Annotated in this window: 30 protein-coding genes and 1 tRNA gene; 23 read left to right on the plus strand and 8 right to left on the minus strand. The window is 51.3% G+C overall.

Going from position 1 to position 14,214, the window contains the following annotated elements:
* The 6 genes from ACOTX1_RS22185 to ACOTX1_RS22210 all read right to left on the minus strand — a co-directional run.
* Positions 1-866 (minus strand): recombinase RecT (locus tag ACOTX1_RS22185; RefSeq protein ID WP_421766874.1); only part of this gene is annotated, 866 nt, incomplete at its 3' end.
* A gap of 9 nt (positions 867-875) precedes the next feature.
* Positions 876-1,160 (minus strand): host nuclease inhibitor GamL, encoded by a 285-nt coding sequence (gamL, locus tag ACOTX1_RS22190; protein ID WP_219356297.1) that lies wholly within the window; start codon positions 1,158-1,160, stop codon positions 876-878.
* 78 nt (positions 1,161-1,238) lie between these two features.
* Positions 1,239-1,445 carry a cell division protein FtsZ gene (locus tag ACOTX1_RS22195; protein ID WP_001752704.1) on the minus strand — a complete coding sequence of 69 codons (207 nt, stop codon included), beginning with the start codon at positions 1,443-1,445 and terminating at the stop codon, positions 1,239-1,241.
* The gene (locus ACOTX1_RS22200) at positions 1,442-1,600 is read right to left on the minus strand and encodes a hypothetical protein (protein ID WP_214578089.1); all 159 of its coding nucleotides are present in this window, start codon (positions 1,598-1,600) and stop codon (positions 1,442-1,444) included. Before ACOTX1_RS22200 ends, ACOTX1_RS22195 begins: the two co-directional genes overlap by 4 nt.
* Positions 1,597-1,806 (minus strand): hypothetical protein, encoded by a 210-nt coding sequence (locus ACOTX1_RS22205; RefSeq protein WP_129258224.1) that lies wholly within the window; start codon positions 1,804-1,806, stop codon positions 1,597-1,599. The genes ACOTX1_RS22200 and ACOTX1_RS22205 overlap by 4 nt, the downstream gene beginning before the upstream one ends.
* Before the next feature lie 161 nt (positions 1,807-1,967).
* Positions 1,968-2,501 (minus strand): hypothetical protein, encoded by a 534-nt coding sequence (locus ACOTX1_RS22210; protein WP_214578088.1) that lies wholly within the window; start codon positions 2,499-2,501, stop codon positions 1,968-1,970.
* A 405-nt stretch (positions 2,502-2,906) separates the two neighbouring features.
* On the opposite strand from ACOTX1_RS22210, the gene ACOTX1_RS22215 reads away from it, so the two are divergent.
* Positions 2,907-3,104 carry a hypothetical protein gene (locus tag ACOTX1_RS22215; protein ID WP_063162703.1) on the plus strand — a complete coding sequence of 66 codons (198 nt, stop codon included), beginning with the start codon at positions 2,907-2,909 and terminating at the stop codon, positions 3,102-3,104.
* A gap of 134 nt (positions 3,105-3,238) precedes the next feature.
* On the opposite strand, the gene ACOTX1_RS22220 is transcribed toward ACOTX1_RS22215, so the two are convergent.
* Positions 3,239-4,267 (minus strand): P63C domain-containing protein, encoded by a 1,029-nt coding sequence (locus tag ACOTX1_RS22220; protein WP_049111696.1) that lies wholly within the window; start codon positions 4,265-4,267, stop codon positions 3,239-3,241.
* A 155-nt stretch (positions 4,268-4,422) separates the two neighbouring features.
* Positions 4,423-5,082: a LexA family protein gene (locus tag ACOTX1_RS22225; RefSeq protein ID WP_058663706.1), complete on the minus strand. Its 660-nt coding sequence runs from the start codon at positions 5,080-5,082 to the stop codon at positions 4,423-4,425.
* A gap of 108 nt (positions 5,083-5,190) precedes the next feature.
* On the opposite strand from ACOTX1_RS22225, the gene ACOTX1_RS22230 reads away from it, so the two are divergent.
* The 22 genes from ACOTX1_RS22230 (at position 5,191) to ACOTX1_RS22335 (ending at position 14,213) form a co-directional block, all read left to right on the plus strand.
* Positions 5,191-5,409 carry a helix-turn-helix transcriptional regulator gene (locus ACOTX1_RS22230; RefSeq protein ID WP_022650973.1) on the plus strand — a complete coding sequence of 73 codons (219 nt, stop codon included), beginning with the start codon at positions 5,191-5,193 and terminating at the stop codon, positions 5,407-5,409.
* A gap of 30 nt (positions 5,410-5,439) precedes the next feature.
* Positions 5,440-5,985 (plus strand): toxin YdaT family protein, encoded by a 546-nt coding sequence (locus ACOTX1_RS22235; protein ID WP_214578087.1) that lies wholly within the window; start codon positions 5,440-5,442, stop codon positions 5,983-5,985.
* 85 nt (positions 5,986-6,070) lie between these two features.
* Positions 6,071-6,265, plus strand: coding sequence for a ClpX C4-type zinc finger protein (locus ACOTX1_RS22240; protein WP_047721649.1), 195 nt, complete (start codon positions 6,071-6,073; stop codon positions 6,263-6,265).
* Entirely contained in the window at positions 6,249-7,103 is an 855-nt protein-coding gene (locus ACOTX1_RS22245; protein WP_047721646.1) for a replication protein, read from the plus strand. Before ACOTX1_RS22240 ends, ACOTX1_RS22245 begins: the two co-directional genes overlap by 17 nt.
* Positions 7,088-7,960 (plus strand): ATP-binding protein, encoded by an 873-nt coding sequence (locus tag ACOTX1_RS22250; protein WP_059509562.1) that lies wholly within the window; start codon positions 7,088-7,090, stop codon positions 7,958-7,960. The genes ACOTX1_RS22245 and ACOTX1_RS22250 overlap by 16 nt, the downstream gene beginning before the upstream one ends.
* The gene (locus ACOTX1_RS22255) at positions 7,957-8,301 is read left to right on the plus strand and encodes a winged helix-turn-helix domain-containing protein (RefSeq protein ID WP_059509564.1); all 345 of its coding nucleotides are present in this window, start codon (positions 7,957-7,959) and stop codon (positions 8,299-8,301) included. Before ACOTX1_RS22250 ends, ACOTX1_RS22255 begins: the two co-directional genes overlap by 4 nt.
* The gene (locus ACOTX1_RS22260) at positions 8,298-8,891 is read left to right on the plus strand and encodes a hypothetical protein (RefSeq protein WP_080400670.1); all 594 of its coding nucleotides are present in this window, start codon (positions 8,298-8,300) and stop codon (positions 8,889-8,891) included. Before ACOTX1_RS22255 ends, ACOTX1_RS22260 begins: the two co-directional genes overlap by 4 nt.
* Entirely contained in the window at positions 8,888-9,175 is a 288-nt protein-coding gene (locus ACOTX1_RS22265) for a hypothetical protein (protein WP_059509566.1), read from the plus strand. Before ACOTX1_RS22260 ends, ACOTX1_RS22265 begins: the two co-directional genes overlap by 4 nt.
* Positions 9,172-9,567, plus strand: a complete 396-nt coding sequence (locus ACOTX1_RS22270; protein ID WP_065189141.1) for an ead/Ea22-like family protein — start codon at positions 9,172-9,174, stop codon at positions 9,565-9,567. Before ACOTX1_RS22265 ends, ACOTX1_RS22270 begins: the two co-directional genes overlap by 4 nt.
* A 3-nt stretch (positions 9,568-9,570) precedes the next feature.
* Positions 9,571-10,221 carry a hypothetical protein gene (locus ACOTX1_RS22275; RefSeq protein ID WP_230204014.1) on the plus strand — a complete coding sequence of 217 codons (651 nt, stop codon included), beginning with the start codon at positions 9,571-9,573 and terminating at the stop codon, positions 10,219-10,221.
* A 33-nt stretch (positions 10,222-10,254) separates the two neighbouring features.
* Entirely contained in the window at positions 10,255-10,437 is a 183-nt protein-coding gene (locus ACOTX1_RS22280; protein WP_263521510.1) for a hypothetical protein, read from the plus strand.
* Complete coding sequence (locus ACOTX1_RS22285; RefSeq protein WP_059509570.1) at positions 10,437-10,694, plus strand: DNA polymerase III subunit theta; 258 nt, start codon at positions 10,437-10,439, stop codon at positions 10,692-10,694. Before ACOTX1_RS22280 ends, ACOTX1_RS22285 begins: the two co-directional genes overlap by 1 nt.
* Before the next feature lie 13 nt (positions 10,695-10,707).
* Positions 10,708-11,190 carry a hypothetical protein gene (locus ACOTX1_RS22290; RefSeq protein WP_059509572.1) on the plus strand — a complete coding sequence of 161 codons (483 nt, stop codon included), beginning with the start codon at positions 10,708-10,710 and terminating at the stop codon, positions 11,188-11,190.
* A gap of 81 nt (positions 11,191-11,271) precedes the next feature.
* Positions 11,272-11,376 (plus strand): hypothetical protein, encoded by a 105-nt coding sequence (locus ACOTX1_RS22295; RefSeq protein ID WP_232934966.1) that lies wholly within the window; start codon positions 11,272-11,274, stop codon positions 11,374-11,376.
* Positions 11,367-11,801, plus strand: a complete 435-nt coding sequence (locus ACOTX1_RS22300) for a recombination protein NinB (RefSeq protein ID WP_016042189.1) — start codon at positions 11,367-11,369, stop codon at positions 11,799-11,801. Before ACOTX1_RS22295 ends, ACOTX1_RS22300 begins: the two co-directional genes overlap by 10 nt.
* A complete protein-coding gene (locus ACOTX1_RS22305) occupies positions 11,798-11,968 on the plus strand; it encodes a NinE family protein (RefSeq protein WP_045265476.1) in 171 nt (56 codons plus the stop codon). Before ACOTX1_RS22300 ends, ACOTX1_RS22305 begins: the two co-directional genes overlap by 4 nt.
* Positions 11,961-12,599 (plus strand): recombination protein NinG, encoded by a 639-nt coding sequence (locus ACOTX1_RS22310; RefSeq protein ID WP_063958640.1) that lies wholly within the window; start codon positions 11,961-11,963, stop codon positions 12,597-12,599. The genes ACOTX1_RS22305 and ACOTX1_RS22310 overlap by 8 nt, the downstream gene beginning before the upstream one ends.
* Entirely contained in the window at positions 12,596-12,712 is a 117-nt protein-coding gene (locus ACOTX1_RS22315; protein WP_102596060.1) for a hypothetical protein, read from the plus strand. Before ACOTX1_RS22310 ends, ACOTX1_RS22315 begins: the two co-directional genes overlap by 4 nt.
* Entirely contained in the window at positions 12,712-13,221 is a 510-nt protein-coding gene (locus ACOTX1_RS22320; protein WP_257393974.1) for an antiterminator Q family protein, read from the plus strand. Before ACOTX1_RS22315 ends, ACOTX1_RS22320 begins: the two co-directional genes overlap by 1 nt.
* A gap of 81 nt (positions 13,222-13,302) precedes the next feature.
* Positions 13,303-13,378 (plus strand) — tRNA-Arg (locus ACOTX1_RS22325).
* Positions 13,379-13,539: 161 nt separating this feature from the next.
* On the plus strand, positions 13,540-13,941 hold the full coding sequence (locus ACOTX1_RS22330) for a putative holin (protein WP_001514183.1): 402 nt from the start codon (positions 13,540-13,542) through the stop codon (positions 13,939-13,941).
* On the plus strand, positions 13,938-14,213 hold the full coding sequence (locus ACOTX1_RS22335) for a phage holin family protein (RefSeq protein WP_137041941.1): 276 nt from the start codon (positions 13,938-13,940) through the stop codon (positions 14,211-14,213). Before ACOTX1_RS22330 ends, ACOTX1_RS22335 begins: the two co-directional genes overlap by 4 nt.
* Position 14,214: the final 1 nt, after the last annotated feature.

Genomic DNA, 14,214 nt, shown 5'->3' on the forward strand with positions numbered 1-14,214 from the left:
TGAACCTCTTGTTGAAGCTGCATTCCGACCGTCATTTTGTAAGCTGCCTGGAAGTGAGTTTTGAGAGCATGCATATTTTTCGCCTGCTTCATGTCCTCACATAGTGAATGGATGGTGTTGATAAGTTCCTGTTTTGCGTTTTCTTCCGACTGGATGATTTCGCTTTCAGGGGTGTAGGGCATAACTGGGTCCGTGTATATGCCTTCGCTCTCGTTGAGCACATCGACGGCATTATCCAGACGGTCAGCACGCGGCCAGTATTTATATGCTCTTTTGACGATCGTCTTCCTGGCCATCTCAGACCAGAAGTTGACCCATGGGCCTTTTGGTGATGTTCCCGCTTTGCTCACTTTCCTGATTTCTTCTATCTCAGCGAGACTCATCTCTTCAGTGAGATAGTCGCCATCAGCGGTTTTAACAGTGCAGTAGCCACCGATAACGGCGCCGCGATCGTCAGGTGTAGCAAATGGGTTGTATTTGTGAGCTGGCGCCTTATCGAGACCCAGCGTCTCGTAGTCGTCGCCAGCATGAACGAGCTTGCACTGGCCCCACTTGATGACGCCAGCCGACTGGGCAATGTGCAGAAGGCCCATGTAGCTGATATCGAGGCAGACCATACCGTCGCGCGGAACCAGATAAGCCAGTTTGCTGGCAGGGTTCAGGCTTATGCCGACCGCTGCAACGTTGATGATCGCGTTCTGGGCGCTGGTGGGGTTGGAAATCGCCGTTTCTGCCAATTTTTGATTGCGCTGGAATAACTGTATAGCGAACTGGCATTCCTTTGCCCAAGTCAGAGACTGGTCGGTAAGGGCGCCGACAAACAGCGGCTCCTGCTCCTTTACGAACTGAATCAGATCGAAGCTCATAATCACTCCTTAAAACGGGCAGCCGGTACGGTGTTCCCAGTCGTATTCCGCCTGGGCGTAAGCAACTGCCGAAATGAAATCGTTGTAGGCTTCGCCAGCTATATCGCTGCGAAGTCCTTCGTATGGGCTGGAGTCAATCGGGACCGAGAAGTGGAAGAGGCCGGACGGCTCTTTTGGCATCATGTCGATGATTTGCTGTGCCCGGTCGTCGATCCACTTCTCTTTCTCGTCGTCGAGCTGCTGCTTAACCCAGCGCCGATCTTCGATGCGGTCGTCAGTGAGATATGCGTTCATGGCTGAACTCCTGAAATTTGGATGTGCAGATCCCGCCCGCAAAAAGCCAGGCCGATCGGTTGAATAGGGTGGTTAATATCAATGAACCATCGGCTCGCCGCGCTCATTCAGCAGCACAACGACGGAATCACTTTTGATGATGGTTTTTTCGAAGATGTTGAAGGCGTACAGGCCTTTCTCAACGTTCGCAGAGGCGCGATAAGTTTTGCCGTGGTGTTGCAGCATTGTGCCCGGTAAAACCTCGCTACGTGGCACTGATGCGGTGCCGTAGTGCATTCCAATCATACCTTCACCTCAACCTGTTTCAGGAGGCCAGCAACATGCATCTGCCAGCGGTTCAGAGTCAGCTTGTCGCGTGGTGCCGATACCGACGTCAGTTGCCACTCGTTATCGTTGAGCTTTTTGGCGGTGTACTTCTTGCCGTTGTGGGTGACTGTCATGATGCCTCCCGGGCGCGGAGCATGGCGTCTGCGACTTGATAAGCATCCAGCGCAGTACGCTCATCACTGGCTATCCATTGCGGGTTGGATAATCTGGCCTGCATAGCCTTTGCTGCGAAGAAGTCACGCAGCGTCATTCCCTCAATAGGATAATTGTGCTCACTACCTGCGACCGGAAATGCCGGACCGCCATGATTATTACTCATAAATCCTCTTGGCCTTATCGCGGCGAACGGAACGGTTAATACAAGACTTCTGCGCTTGTGCGAAAAAACAAAAAAAGTGACGGTGGATGGCCGCCGGTTGTCATAACTAAGCCGCCTCGGTGAAGCGACTGAGGTATGAAAAAACCCGCCGTGGCGGGTCTTCAGAAATAGTCTTTGTGGTCGTGCATCGCTCGCTGGAGGATCACCTTTGCATCTTCAAAGTTGGCAGATTCAAAAGCCTCTCTTATGGCCTTAGCCAGGCAAGTTGCATCGAATTCATAGTCGTCAGCTCTGCTTTCCCAGTTTGATGCCTCTTCTTCAGCCTCATAAAGGCGATCGCCATACTCGCACTCGAGCTCCTGGCGCACTTCATCACGAAGCTTCTCCTTGATGATTTCGGAGGCTTCTTCAATCGGCATTGTTTCCAGAATCGTCTCTGGCTGATGAGTGCCGTATTTCAGTGAGATATCAGTAGCAAACATGCAACCTCCAAAAAAATGCCCGCGCGCTGGCGGGCCAAGAAGACTTTTCCAATCCAACCAGAACAGGATCATCGTCTCCTGTGCAGTTGAGATGGCAGTATTACCATCACCAAGCATCGACGCCCGGTGCTTGAGGCTGGCTCTGTCGTTACCCGCTGATGCGGGAGAAATGCTTTGGTGATTGGATGGCCGGTGCTGAACTACTCCCGGCATTGATGATTTCTCGCTGGGTAAACCTGCCTCTCACCACTTTGCGAACCGTGCCCAGGCAGCTTGAGCATCATCATCTTGACGTCTCAGCGCATCAGCCTGCGCATTCACCCAATCCCAAAACATTCCAGATACGCACCATTGCCGCTCTCCCTGAGCCCGCCGGGCGTCCGACGCATGGTTTACTGTCGCGCCGTTCGACTGACCGAATCTCCACTTCGCCGCTGGCTAACTTCGCTCAGCTGTCGATGTTTCGTTTCGATGGATTGAATATACAAAACGTATTCTTATCATGCAATACGAAATGTATAATTGGTGGGTGGTTTTGTGATAACAAATTGTATTCTAAGGTGATTTATTTTTTTAAATACCAGTGCTACGCTTAAAAAAACAGCAGGAGGGATGTGCATGGTTCTGGATGAAGAGCGTATAAGCATGAAAATTCAGGCGATGGGGCGGGCGGTCATGGAGTTGTCACTGGCTGATTTACCCATTACCCAGCAAAACATCATCGACAAGCTGAAGCAGTACCGGAAGGAAACAGGAAACGTGATAGGGAAGGGCGTGAACAGGGATGCGGCTGAGATAGTGCGGAAAGGGCAATAAAAAAGCCCGCACGGGCGGGCAGGTAGTGTTGCGATAGTTATTGTTATCAGCTTCAGACTGGATAGTTATCGGCAGAATGGGGGATAGCTTTATGGGTGGGCAATAAAAAAACCGGCGCGGTGGCCGGGTGCTGGTTATTTTGCTTTTTGTGCATCAGACGCGTCAATCAACTCTTCAATAGTTAACTTAGGTTTGAAACGGTCTAAAGTTGCCATGAATTGATCTTTTGCGCCATCTGGAGTTACCCGTAATAACATCGTGAGCTCCCCAAGGTGCCGGGTTAAATCATTATATCCCGCGTTACCGGTAAGCCACTGGTGCATTTTCCCGCCTCGCTTCTTCTTCAAGTCCTGCAATTGAGAGCGGACCCCTGGCGCAAGCCTGTCGTACACAATATCTCTAATAACGTGAGCAAAAACGGGTGGATATGCCCCGGGCTTTTCTGGCATCGCGTAACCCCAAACTCTGCATAATTCCTCAAAGAAGTCGAGCTGGAAAGTCTTTAGCCATGGGCGCATTTCTTTTGATACAAATTTTTCAAGAATTGCTGCCAGCGCATCCCTCTTTCGATCTCGCTGGTACCCGGTGACTTCATCAATCAGCGCAACAATGCCCACGCGCGCGAACCCACGCATTAAAATTTCAGCTTGTGCAGCGATGTGCTGCTGCTGTGACTGAAGCTTATTTTCTTTTCTAGCAGCCAAAATCGCATCGCAAATATCCGCTAAAATAGTAGCTGGATATGCCATGCCGACAACGTTGCTTGAAGGATATTTGAATTTTATTGGGTTTTGGAGCTGATGAACTAACTCATTGTTAATATAGGGTAATATTCTTTCGCTAGTAACCATATTAACGAGTCGCGCTGACGCGCTTGAGGGGTGAAATCCCAACCCAACCCCAGCGCCGCCTGCTGTGATTACTCGCGTTTTATCTGCGTCATCTAATACGTAGCATTCTAATTTAACCCCCCCAATTTCCAGCGGCGTATCAGGGGAGCCATAAAAAACCTCAGGCAGAGATGCCAACTCCCTCCTTACAGCTGTGGCTTTCTGGGATGCAGCTTTTCGTTCTTCAGGGGTTCTTTTTTCTGCAAGGGCCTTCCCGCCTTTCGCTTTTCCGGTTGGCTCGTTTCCATCATGGCTTTCTATCATATTAGTCATTTTATTTGCTCGCGTTGTGAATGTTCGAGCATTTAACCATATGCGCGTTATAACGCGCAAATTAAATTTTTGCGAGAAAAAAAGGCCGAATTTGTGCGACCTCTTATATTTGATTGATGCCTACCAGCTATGCGCCGACCAGAGCACCTTGCCGATCAGACCAGCCGCATCTTCGTCTCTACTGCAACCCCAATAATCCGGCAGTTACCATTAATCGGCACGAGTGGCCATTGCGGGTTAAGGCCCTTCAGGTACTTCTGCCCACCATCGATCACCAGCTTCTTAAATGTTGCCTCGTTCGAATCGGATAGCTTTGCTATTACCAGACTGCCATTTACCGCATCTCTACCGGTGTCGAAAAGTACATAGGTTCCTTCAGGTATGCTCAAGCCAGTAGGGGCTGTCATTGACTCGCCCTCAACGAGCAACCAGAACGCGTCACCCTGAATGTGAGCATTCGACTCAAGCCACAGATCTATATCTTTTAGGGTGTATGGCTCAACCGCTTCGCACCATGAACCAGCCTGGACACTGCTGATTACTGGATACTTGTTACCAGGATTGTAGGGGCCAGCGTACTCCACATCACCCTTAAGCGTGTCGTCAATGATCATACCGCCAGCTCCTACGGAGAAGTTCTTTTTGCCAAGGAACTGCAATATTTTTGCGATCTCGGAAAGGCTTGGCTCACGCCGAGCGTTCAGCCAATGACTTACCGCACCTTTAGTAATACCGAGGTGCTCCGCCAGCTGTTCCTGATTGATGCCCTGACTTTTCATCAGGGTCTTAGCTAAGTCGTACCATTTCATAGTCATACCCGAATGATACAAGTTGTATATATTTGCGCGAGCCACAATTCGTATATTTTACTTGCGAACAAAGAATACAAAACGTATATTTAAGTTGTTTAAAGGAGACCCGACATGAACAATATCCGAAAAATCCGCAGAAACATCGGTTTGACTCAGCGACAGATTGCCGAAGAGCTGAACCTGTCGACAGGTGCGGTTTGCCATTACGAAAAAAATAAACGCAGCTTAAGCCTTGAGCAGTGCCGGGCGATTGTTGCAGCTCTGAATAAGCATGGCGCTTCAGTAAGCGTTGATGACGTTTTTCCACCAATCAGCAACAACGCCGCCTAATTGGCGGCCCTAACCACGAAAGGGAAAGCAATGCATTCACTTGCGTATCAACAAGGTAACAAATTTTCGCCAACGGCGATGATTTACCAGAATCGCCGGGAACCTGATTCCACGGCGTTAAACATCGATGGGATCCGCGCAGCCGTACGCGCCTGGGCAGCTGACTGCCGCAGCCGTGAGTTCGTCGCAGCGCTCATTGTGGAAGAGTGGCGGGCTACCGGCGGCACCGGTCTGGATATCCCCGCTGACTCGCACCGCCAGATGCAGAAGGTATTCCGCTGGATCGACGGCGACACCGAATACGCCGCCAACAACATTCGCCAGCTGGCCCCGGCAATCATGTCCGTCCTGCCGGTTGAGTATCGCACTCGCCTTATCGGTGCCGATTGCAAAATGTCTCGTCTGGCTGAAGCCGAGAAAGAACTCGCAGAGGCTAAACAGGCCGTGCTGCTGGACGCTCCAGAGCATCAGAAGCTGAAAGAGGTAAGCGAGGGTATAGCGTCGCTGTTCCGCCTCATGCCGGAGCAGGTGGGGCCGCTGATGACGATGGTCACGTCGATGCTGGGGGTCATGTGAGAGGCACCAGAAAAGAAAAAGCCCTTGAAGCGGTCACTTCAAAGGCCTTCCAAACACTGTGTTACGCCAAGTAACGGGAGTAAGTATGCCAGCAATAAACGAAAAGGCAAATCAGCACGCAACTCATAAATGCTCTTTCTGCGACAGAAGCAATATTGATAGCGACGTGAAAACCATAGTTGCCGGTCCAGGCGTTGCTATCTGCGATAACTGCATTCTGCTTTGTGTCGAAATTATCTTCAAGAAAGGCGGGGAGGCTGCTGATGAACTTAGCAATTAACAATATCTCACCAATCAGGCCTGATTTGCAGGTCGTGGAGCCGCGCGTGGCAGATCTTGATGATGGCTATACGCGTATTGCCAATGAACTTCTGGAGGCTGTCATGCTGGCAGGATTGTCTCAGCATCAGCTGCTGGTCTTCATGGCTGTAATGCGTAAAACATACGGTTTCAACAAAAAATCTGACTGGGTTAGTAACGATCAGTTATCTGCCCTTACCGGCATTCTTCCGCACAAATGCTCTGCTGCTAAAAGCTCGTTAGTGAAGCGTGGAGTATTTACCAAAATCGGGCGTTCTGTCGGCATTAACAAAACGGTTAGTGAATGGGTGAAATTACCCAAAACCGGTAATGAAAATAAACGTTACCTGAAAGAGGTAAATTTACCTGAATCAGGTAAGGAATGTTTACCCGAATCAGGTAACGACGCTTACCCAAATAAGGTAAACACAAAAGACAAACATACAAAAGACAATAAAGACAATATTAATAAACCCCCTAAATCCCCCAAACCGGCTTCGTTCGATCCGGCTGGTGTTGACCTTCCTGAATGGCTGTCAGTTTCAGTCTGGAAGTCATGGGTCGATTATCGTCGCGACCTGAAGAAACCGATTAAGTCTCAGCAGACGGTAACCCAGGCCATCAACCTGCTTGAGCGTTGCAAGTGCAGCGGATACCAGCCTGAAGAAATCATCAACCAGAGCATTGCGAACGGCTGGCAGGGTTTGTTTGAGCCAAAGATCGCCAAGCAGACGCCTCGCGCGCAGTCTCGCGTATCTGAGAACTTTGCTGGCAAAGACTATGGCCAGACTGAAATTCCTGCATGGGCGAGGGACTGATCATGACGCTGGATGAAAAAATCAATCAACTTGAGAAACGCATTACTGAGCTGAGCCAGCCGCCAGTTCAGCATGAAGATATCGAGCTAACTATCAGCACCGAGAACTGCGAAACGCATGGCCCCTTTGAATGCAGGACCAGGCATTTCTTAAACTCAGTCGTGAAAATTCCCCCGCGCCCAAGCTGCTGCCCTGAATGCCTCAAAGAGGAGTTAGGCCGCTTGCGGGCGGAAAGAATTAGCATCAACGAAGCAGCCCGCAAAAGAAACATCGAGCGCCTGCTGGATGGACTGAGCATCCCGGCCAGGTTTGAATCCTGTTCACTGGAGAATTATGAACCGGTGAACGAAGAAGCGAAACGCGCCCTGAAGGTCTGTCAGGCATACGCCAGCCGCTGGCCTGAGCGTTTGCAGAAGGGTGGCGGCCTGGTGATGTGCGGCAAGCCTGGAACCGGCAAGAACCACCTCGCATTGGCTATCGCCCGGCATGCAATCACCGAGCATCAAAGCTCAGCTGTGTTCACCACCGCGCTGAAAATTGCCAGGGAGTACAAGTCAACCTGGTCGAAGGGGTCAAGCCGTACTGAAGACGAAGTGATCCGTTACTTCACGAAGCCCGACCTGCTGATTATCGACGAGGTCGGCGTGCAGTTCGGAAGCGACGCCGAGAAGTTGATCATGTTCGAAATCATCAACACCCGTTATGAGCGGATGAAGCCAACCATCCTGATCAGCAACCAGACCCGGGAAGAACTGGCTGCATTCATCGGCGAACGCGTTCTTGATCGCATGAGCGATGGAGGCGGGTGCACTCTGTCATTCACGTGGGATTCTTACCGTTCTAAGGGGGCTGCATGACCATAACAATTCGTGGGCAGATTCTTGCAGCCCTGCGTAATAACCCGGGCCTGAACAGTGGGCGTATTGCCAGCATGATCGGCATGACCACCAAAAAGATTTCCGGCCCGTTAAGCACGTTGTTTGCAGACGGCCTGATCGAGTTCGAAGGCAAGCACGGCCAGCGGTCGTATCGGCTGACCAGCTACGGCATGAAATACGCACCAGAAACCATACCGGCGATGCCGAAGGGAAATTCGAAGCTGGTGCAGCGTACAGAGACGAACGTGATCTGCCAGGAGTGCCGCAACAGTCCGGCAATGAAGCGAGTATTGATGGTTTGGGGGAGGGTAGGGGTATGAGCGTAAAACGTTATGAGTGGGCGGCCTGTGATGACCATTCGTGCCATTGCGACGTGGTAGAGAGTACCGAAGGCGATATGGTTGATTACGAAGACTACGCAGCACTTGAAGCCAGATGCTCGGCGCTGACTGCGGAGAATGCGTATTTGCTGCCTAAGTCTGCAAGTGAACTGTCAAATGCCTGGGTGCTGCATAAATACCTCATCGGCATTCAAGCAGCAATTATGTATCTGGATAACGGCAACAAGAAGGCCGCGCAGGAATGGCTGTACGGAACTATCGCTGGTCCGGGATTTGAATTCCCTGATGAGGTAGACGACATCGACGCATGGGCTACGCATCAGTTGCGTGGCAGCATTAGCCATCCGCAAGCGCTTGAAATCATCAAGGCAGAAACCCCGGCAACAGACGCTTTCCTGGCTGAAGTGCGGGCCAGTGAACTTGAGAGCCTTGCTGGAGTGGCAGAAACAATGATGGTCAAGTTTGCTAACCAGGGCGTCTCTGATATCCCTGAGTCCAAAGGGTGGGAGATGATTTTTCGACAAGCAAGCCAACGCGCCGCCCAGCTTCGCAAAGGAGTGCAGTCATGAGCAACTCGATCGACGCGCACCTTACCGATGAGGTGATCAATGCAGCATTCGAAAACACGAATTTCGGGCGCACTGATTTCCGCACCATCCTGGCCGAAACAGTTATGAAGCGCGCCGCTGGGTATCACTCTGGCTGGACTGCAACAACCATCTGCATGGGGCTTGGCTTGCTGAGCTCGAAGAACCAGAGTGCAACTAAGCTCGGGCTGACGTTCGCTTTCCATCACTACTACAAGCCATGCGTGCGTGAAGCGCTGATGCCAGTTCAGGAGGCCGCCCAATGAGCAACATCAACAAACAGGAGCTGCGTGAAGCGGCGGAGAGAGCAGAATCCGATAGTTGGGGTTATGATCGCGATGAATTCAATGAGGCTCTAACCCCGTCCACCGTGCTGGCGCTGCTGGATGAGCTGGAAACCGCAGATGCGCTGAATAAACATTTGGAGTTAGCAATCCGAAAAGCTGAGGGTTGTAGCGAGAAGTTAAGAAAAAAAGCAGAAGCCGCAGAGGAGCGCGTGGCCGAGCTGGAGGCGCGCGAGGTGAAGCTCCCGCAGCGCTACAGCATGCTTCATCGAACTGATTTCGACGAGCCGTATCAAGCGGAAATGGTTTATAAGCAGCATCAAGTGCTTGAGGCGCTGCACGACGCTGGCATCCGCATCAACGGGGAGGACTAACCCATGACATTCACCAAAGAGAGACTGACGGAATTATCCAGACGTGAAAATGTCGGGGCTATTCTCGGCGAAGAAATTGCAGAGCTGGCCCGTATCGCGCTGGCATCGCTCGAAGCGGAGCCTGTGTGCGTCATCGACCAGGCTAATCTTGATTATCTCAAATCTGGCTCTGATGCAGACGTGTGGCCAGCATCAAGAATAGAAATGGGTGATGTGCTTCTGTACCGCGCAGCCATGCTTCAGGGTGCAGATGGTACCCTCACCAATGAAGGTACCATACCAGTCACGCAATTTAAGCCGGTAGCAGACCTGTACGGCTTAACCTCACCAACTGGCGGCGAAACATCATTCACTTTCGACGCTGTTGAAGCTCGCGATTTTATTGATGGCGGGTGGTCATGCCAGGAGTACGTGGAGCTTGGACGCTTTCAGGAAGCCATGCTTCAGAATGGTAACTCTCCAGCGCAATCCGATTGCTGTCCGGAGCAAAACTACATCGCTCCGGCGCAAGACGGCGACTCTCCGGTGATTCCGGATGGTTGGGTGCTGGTGCCAGAAGAACCCACCCATGAAATGCTTGAGGCTGGTGATGAACAATTCGGAACTTACGATATGTATCGCCGGATGATAGCAGCATCACCGCAGCAGAAGTGATCTATAATCCCCTCAAATAACCGAGGGGGTTTTATGTCTAACGAAGAAATGACTCCAGCAGAAAAATATAAAGCTTCACTGAAAAGACATAAAAAGTTCTGGAGGAAATCACAAATTGCAAATGCGAAACGGTTTGATGCTGGAGAGGTTGAATCTGTTGATGGTTTTAGATCTCCCTATCAGACCAGAAAGAAGAGAGGGAGGACTGCTGACTAATGTCTGACTGGAATATTGCTGCAAAGCCGCAGGAGGAGCGCGACAAGGTTAACGTTGACCTGGCTGCCTCAGGCGTGGCGTACAAAGAGCGCTTGAACATGCCGGTTATCGCAGACCAAGTAGCGCGTGAGCAACCAGAGCATCTACGCGAGTATTTCATGGAGCGCGTGCGATACTACCGCGAGCAGAGCATAAAGTTGCCGTTGGCATCCGATCCGCGTTATATCGAGATGGCCAGCCAGAACGAGAAAAAATAACTTAAGGGGATTTATGAGCCCAGACTCATGGAGTGCTATCGCTGGTTGCGCCTCTGCCGTCGCTGCTGGCATCAGTCTTTTTGTTACATGGAAAGGAATTAATTTTCAGAAGCAAGCATTTAGAGAAACATTAAGAAGAAATATTCAGGATGCACTCACTTATCAGGCCGAGAGGGCAAATTTATCTTCCACGGGGAAAAGTGACGCTGAATGGACTTTCCCGCAATTTGCGAACATTATTCTCGCCATCGATACGGCGAGAAATATGGTATCTCGTATGGATAAAAAAGCAGGAATGAGCAAGGAAGAAGCGGGCGAATTTTTCTTAGAACGGCTGAACCATAATATCGTAACCTCATTTAGAAACGGATCTCCACCTGATGGGGCCTTTCAAAGCAAAGGTCCTGTATCGGAGATTCGTGAATTAGTTGCGCTATGGAATGCTAATGCCCATTTTCTGGGTTTTAGAGATGTGAATTTTAACCCTGACCTTTGATTTTCTACAATCAACCCGCCATAATCATGTCATCGGAGCCTGAACAACTCCGGTGACTTCTGCGCATTTAAGGGGACTTAAATGCGACCACAATCTGAACTCCTCACCTTGTCACAGATGCAGAAATGCACCTGCGATTTTCTGCATTCTGCGTTTGACCTCTTCGGAGGTGAAGCGTGGCTGTAAAATTCCTGCTGCGCGACCAGCGCATCCGCCAAAACCTCATCGATTACATCAATCAACAGCCGCTGAATGCTGAGTTTCCTCTCGTCGTTTCTTTCTCAGACCCTGACCGGACATTGCCACAAAACTCACTCTTCCACGCGCTATGTGGCGACGTGTCAAAGCAACTGCAATGGGCAGGGAAGCGCCGGAACCTCTCGGAATGGAAGGTTCTGTTTGTCTCCGGGCATGCGGTCGCAACTGGCAAACCCGGTGAAGTTGTGCCGGGTATTGAGGGAGAGTTCTGCGCCATCCGAGAAAGTACCTCGAAGATGGGCATTAAGCGCATGAACAGCCTGATTGAGTACACGCAGGCCTTTGCCGTAGGCAATGGCGTTCAGCTCCGCGAAGTGCGCTATTCGCTGGACTATTTCGGGAGGGTTGCATGAACAGCCCTATCGCACGCGTCATCTCAAACGAAATCTTCCGCGTTCCGGCACGCCGCCAGCGTAAGCCCGTGGTTAAGCCGTCAGACATCCCGACACTGAAGGGCTACACCGCCCGCCTGGTGGATCAGAAATGGCTGCGTCTCGCGGCGAGGAGAGGTCATGCGTAAACCAACCCGTCGCACCTGCAAGGTCTGCAAACAGAAGTTCACCGCCACCTTCGACAACGTCTGGTGGTGCTGTCCTGAGCATGGCGCCATCTACGCGCTGGAGCTGCGGGCAAAGCAGAAGGTAAAAGAGGCCGCTAAGCGCATTAAGGAGCAGAAGGAGGCCGAGAAAGCAGGGCGCAAACGCCGCAAGGCCAAGCGCGAGTCATTCAAGTCCAAATCCCAGTGGGATAAAGAGGCTCAATCAGCTTTCAATCGCTACATTCGGATCCGCGATGAAGGTAAGCCATGTGTCAGTTGCGGCAATCCACTCATCGGCAAAAGCAATTACCTGACTGGCAGCGCCATTGACGCCAGCCATTACCGTTCACGCGGCGCTGCCTCACACCTCAAATTCAACGTGTTTAACGTCCACTCCGCTTGCACCCGCTGTAACCGGCAGTTGAGCGGCAATGCTGTCGAGTACCGGATCCGTCTGATTGAGCGTATCGGACAGGAACGTGTCGAGCGCCTTGAATCTGATAACGATCCGCGCCGCTTCGATATCCCATACCTTCAGCGCATCAAATCCATTTTCACACGCAAAGCCCGCGCGCTGGAAAAACGCCGGGCACGCCGACAGGAGGCCGCATGAACCACGCCGATTTCCTGCGGTACCAGGCAGAAAGCGTTAAGCGCGCCTGCATGCCACCAGTAGCAAAGCACAGCCAGACAAAAACCAACCAGCCACAGAAGGAAGCCGCATAATGAAACTGGAATTAACCAACGACCAGCATCAATGGGTAGACCAGTGGCTCCAGTTGTGGGGCGCATGGTGCCAGACCGGCAAGATAGATAAAGCGATGATCAACATGATTGCCAGATTCATGGCTACCGTCGAGCCCCAGCAAGCATCACGACCGGTATGTAGTGATGATGACGGGATGCTCATTGATGCTGTCATTCGTCACTATCTGAAGAATGTGGATGAAAATGCATGGCGGGTTGTCTTCGCCTACTACGTTTGTAACTCCAGCGAGATCCGAATTGCATCATGGCAGCATGCAGTAAGTAAGCCTCGCCTGATGAAGACGCGTGGCGGCAATCAGTATAAACACCCAAGCATCTCGACAATCCGTAGAGAGGTGAAGCAAATCATCAATGCCTCACTGTTCTGTTTGTACCAACCGCTGCAAAATGCGTTTAACAATCGCGAAAATGTGAGGAAAATTGCAAAAAAAACCTCACAACACGCTTGCTTTTCAATGAACAAATGAGCAGAATAAATCGTATATGTTGCCGTTGTTGTGTGTGACATGAATGAATGCCAAGCCTCGCCATTGTGCGGGGCTTTTTATTTGCCTGTAGCTCAGAGGAAAGAGCAACCGCCTTCTAAGCGGTTGGTCGTTGGTTCGAATCCAGCCAGGCGAGCCAAACCCAGCCAGGGTATTTACGGCCAGAGAGCCGACATTGCCTTACCCTCACATTGCCAGCCTGTCGCTGGCTTTTTTATTTTCAGGCTCCGGGAACCATCATCGACACGCCTACTTGTTAAATCGTCCCGAGGGCCTGAACCAACTACACACGGAATAAATATGTCTGAGACCTTCACTATCGTAGGCGTTGGTCTTACATCGTCATCAGTCGGTGTAACCTTTGCCACGCTGTTTCCGGAGGCGACTCCAGCAGTGATGCTCGGATCACTCGCCGGAACGGCGCTATACGTTCTGACCTCAGATCCCCATCAACTCTGGAAGCAGGCTATCTTTGCGCTGATATCGTTTATCAGTGGCGTGTTCTTCTCCGTTCCCATGGCGAAAATCATGGCCGGAATCATCAACACGCCGTTAAGCCTGATGAAGCCACCGGCCAGCATTGAGGTATCGCCAGCTGTCGGTGCAATTGTCACTGCTTCCATTTCCGTGGCAGTCCTGCTGCGTATTCTCCGCAAATCCAAAAGCGGGAAGATGCCGGGGCTGGGGGAGGAAGATAAATGACATGGCAGCTTCTTCTGATGGATGCAAACGCCATAGTTTGCCTGTTAATCATGGTCAGGCTGATGTTTTTCCGGAAAGAGGGAAAGCGTCATCGCCTGAGTGTCGCGGTGCTGGCCTACCTGGTCATCCTTGCCGCCGGATTCAACGCCTTCAACATTCTTCTCGGCCACTACGTTCAGGTTAATCTAGGCGATCTGCTGCTTAACTCCGTCATCTGCATGGCGGTGTGGCTGGCACGCGGGAACCTGGCGAAGGTCATCATTACGGAATAGC

The sequence above is a fragment of the Enterobacter cloacae complex sp. IR5401 genome (assembly GCF_049238425.1).
Taxonomy (GTDB): Bacteria; Pseudomonadota; Gammaproteobacteria; order Enterobacterales; family Enterobacteriaceae; genus Enterobacter; species Enterobacter hormaechei_C.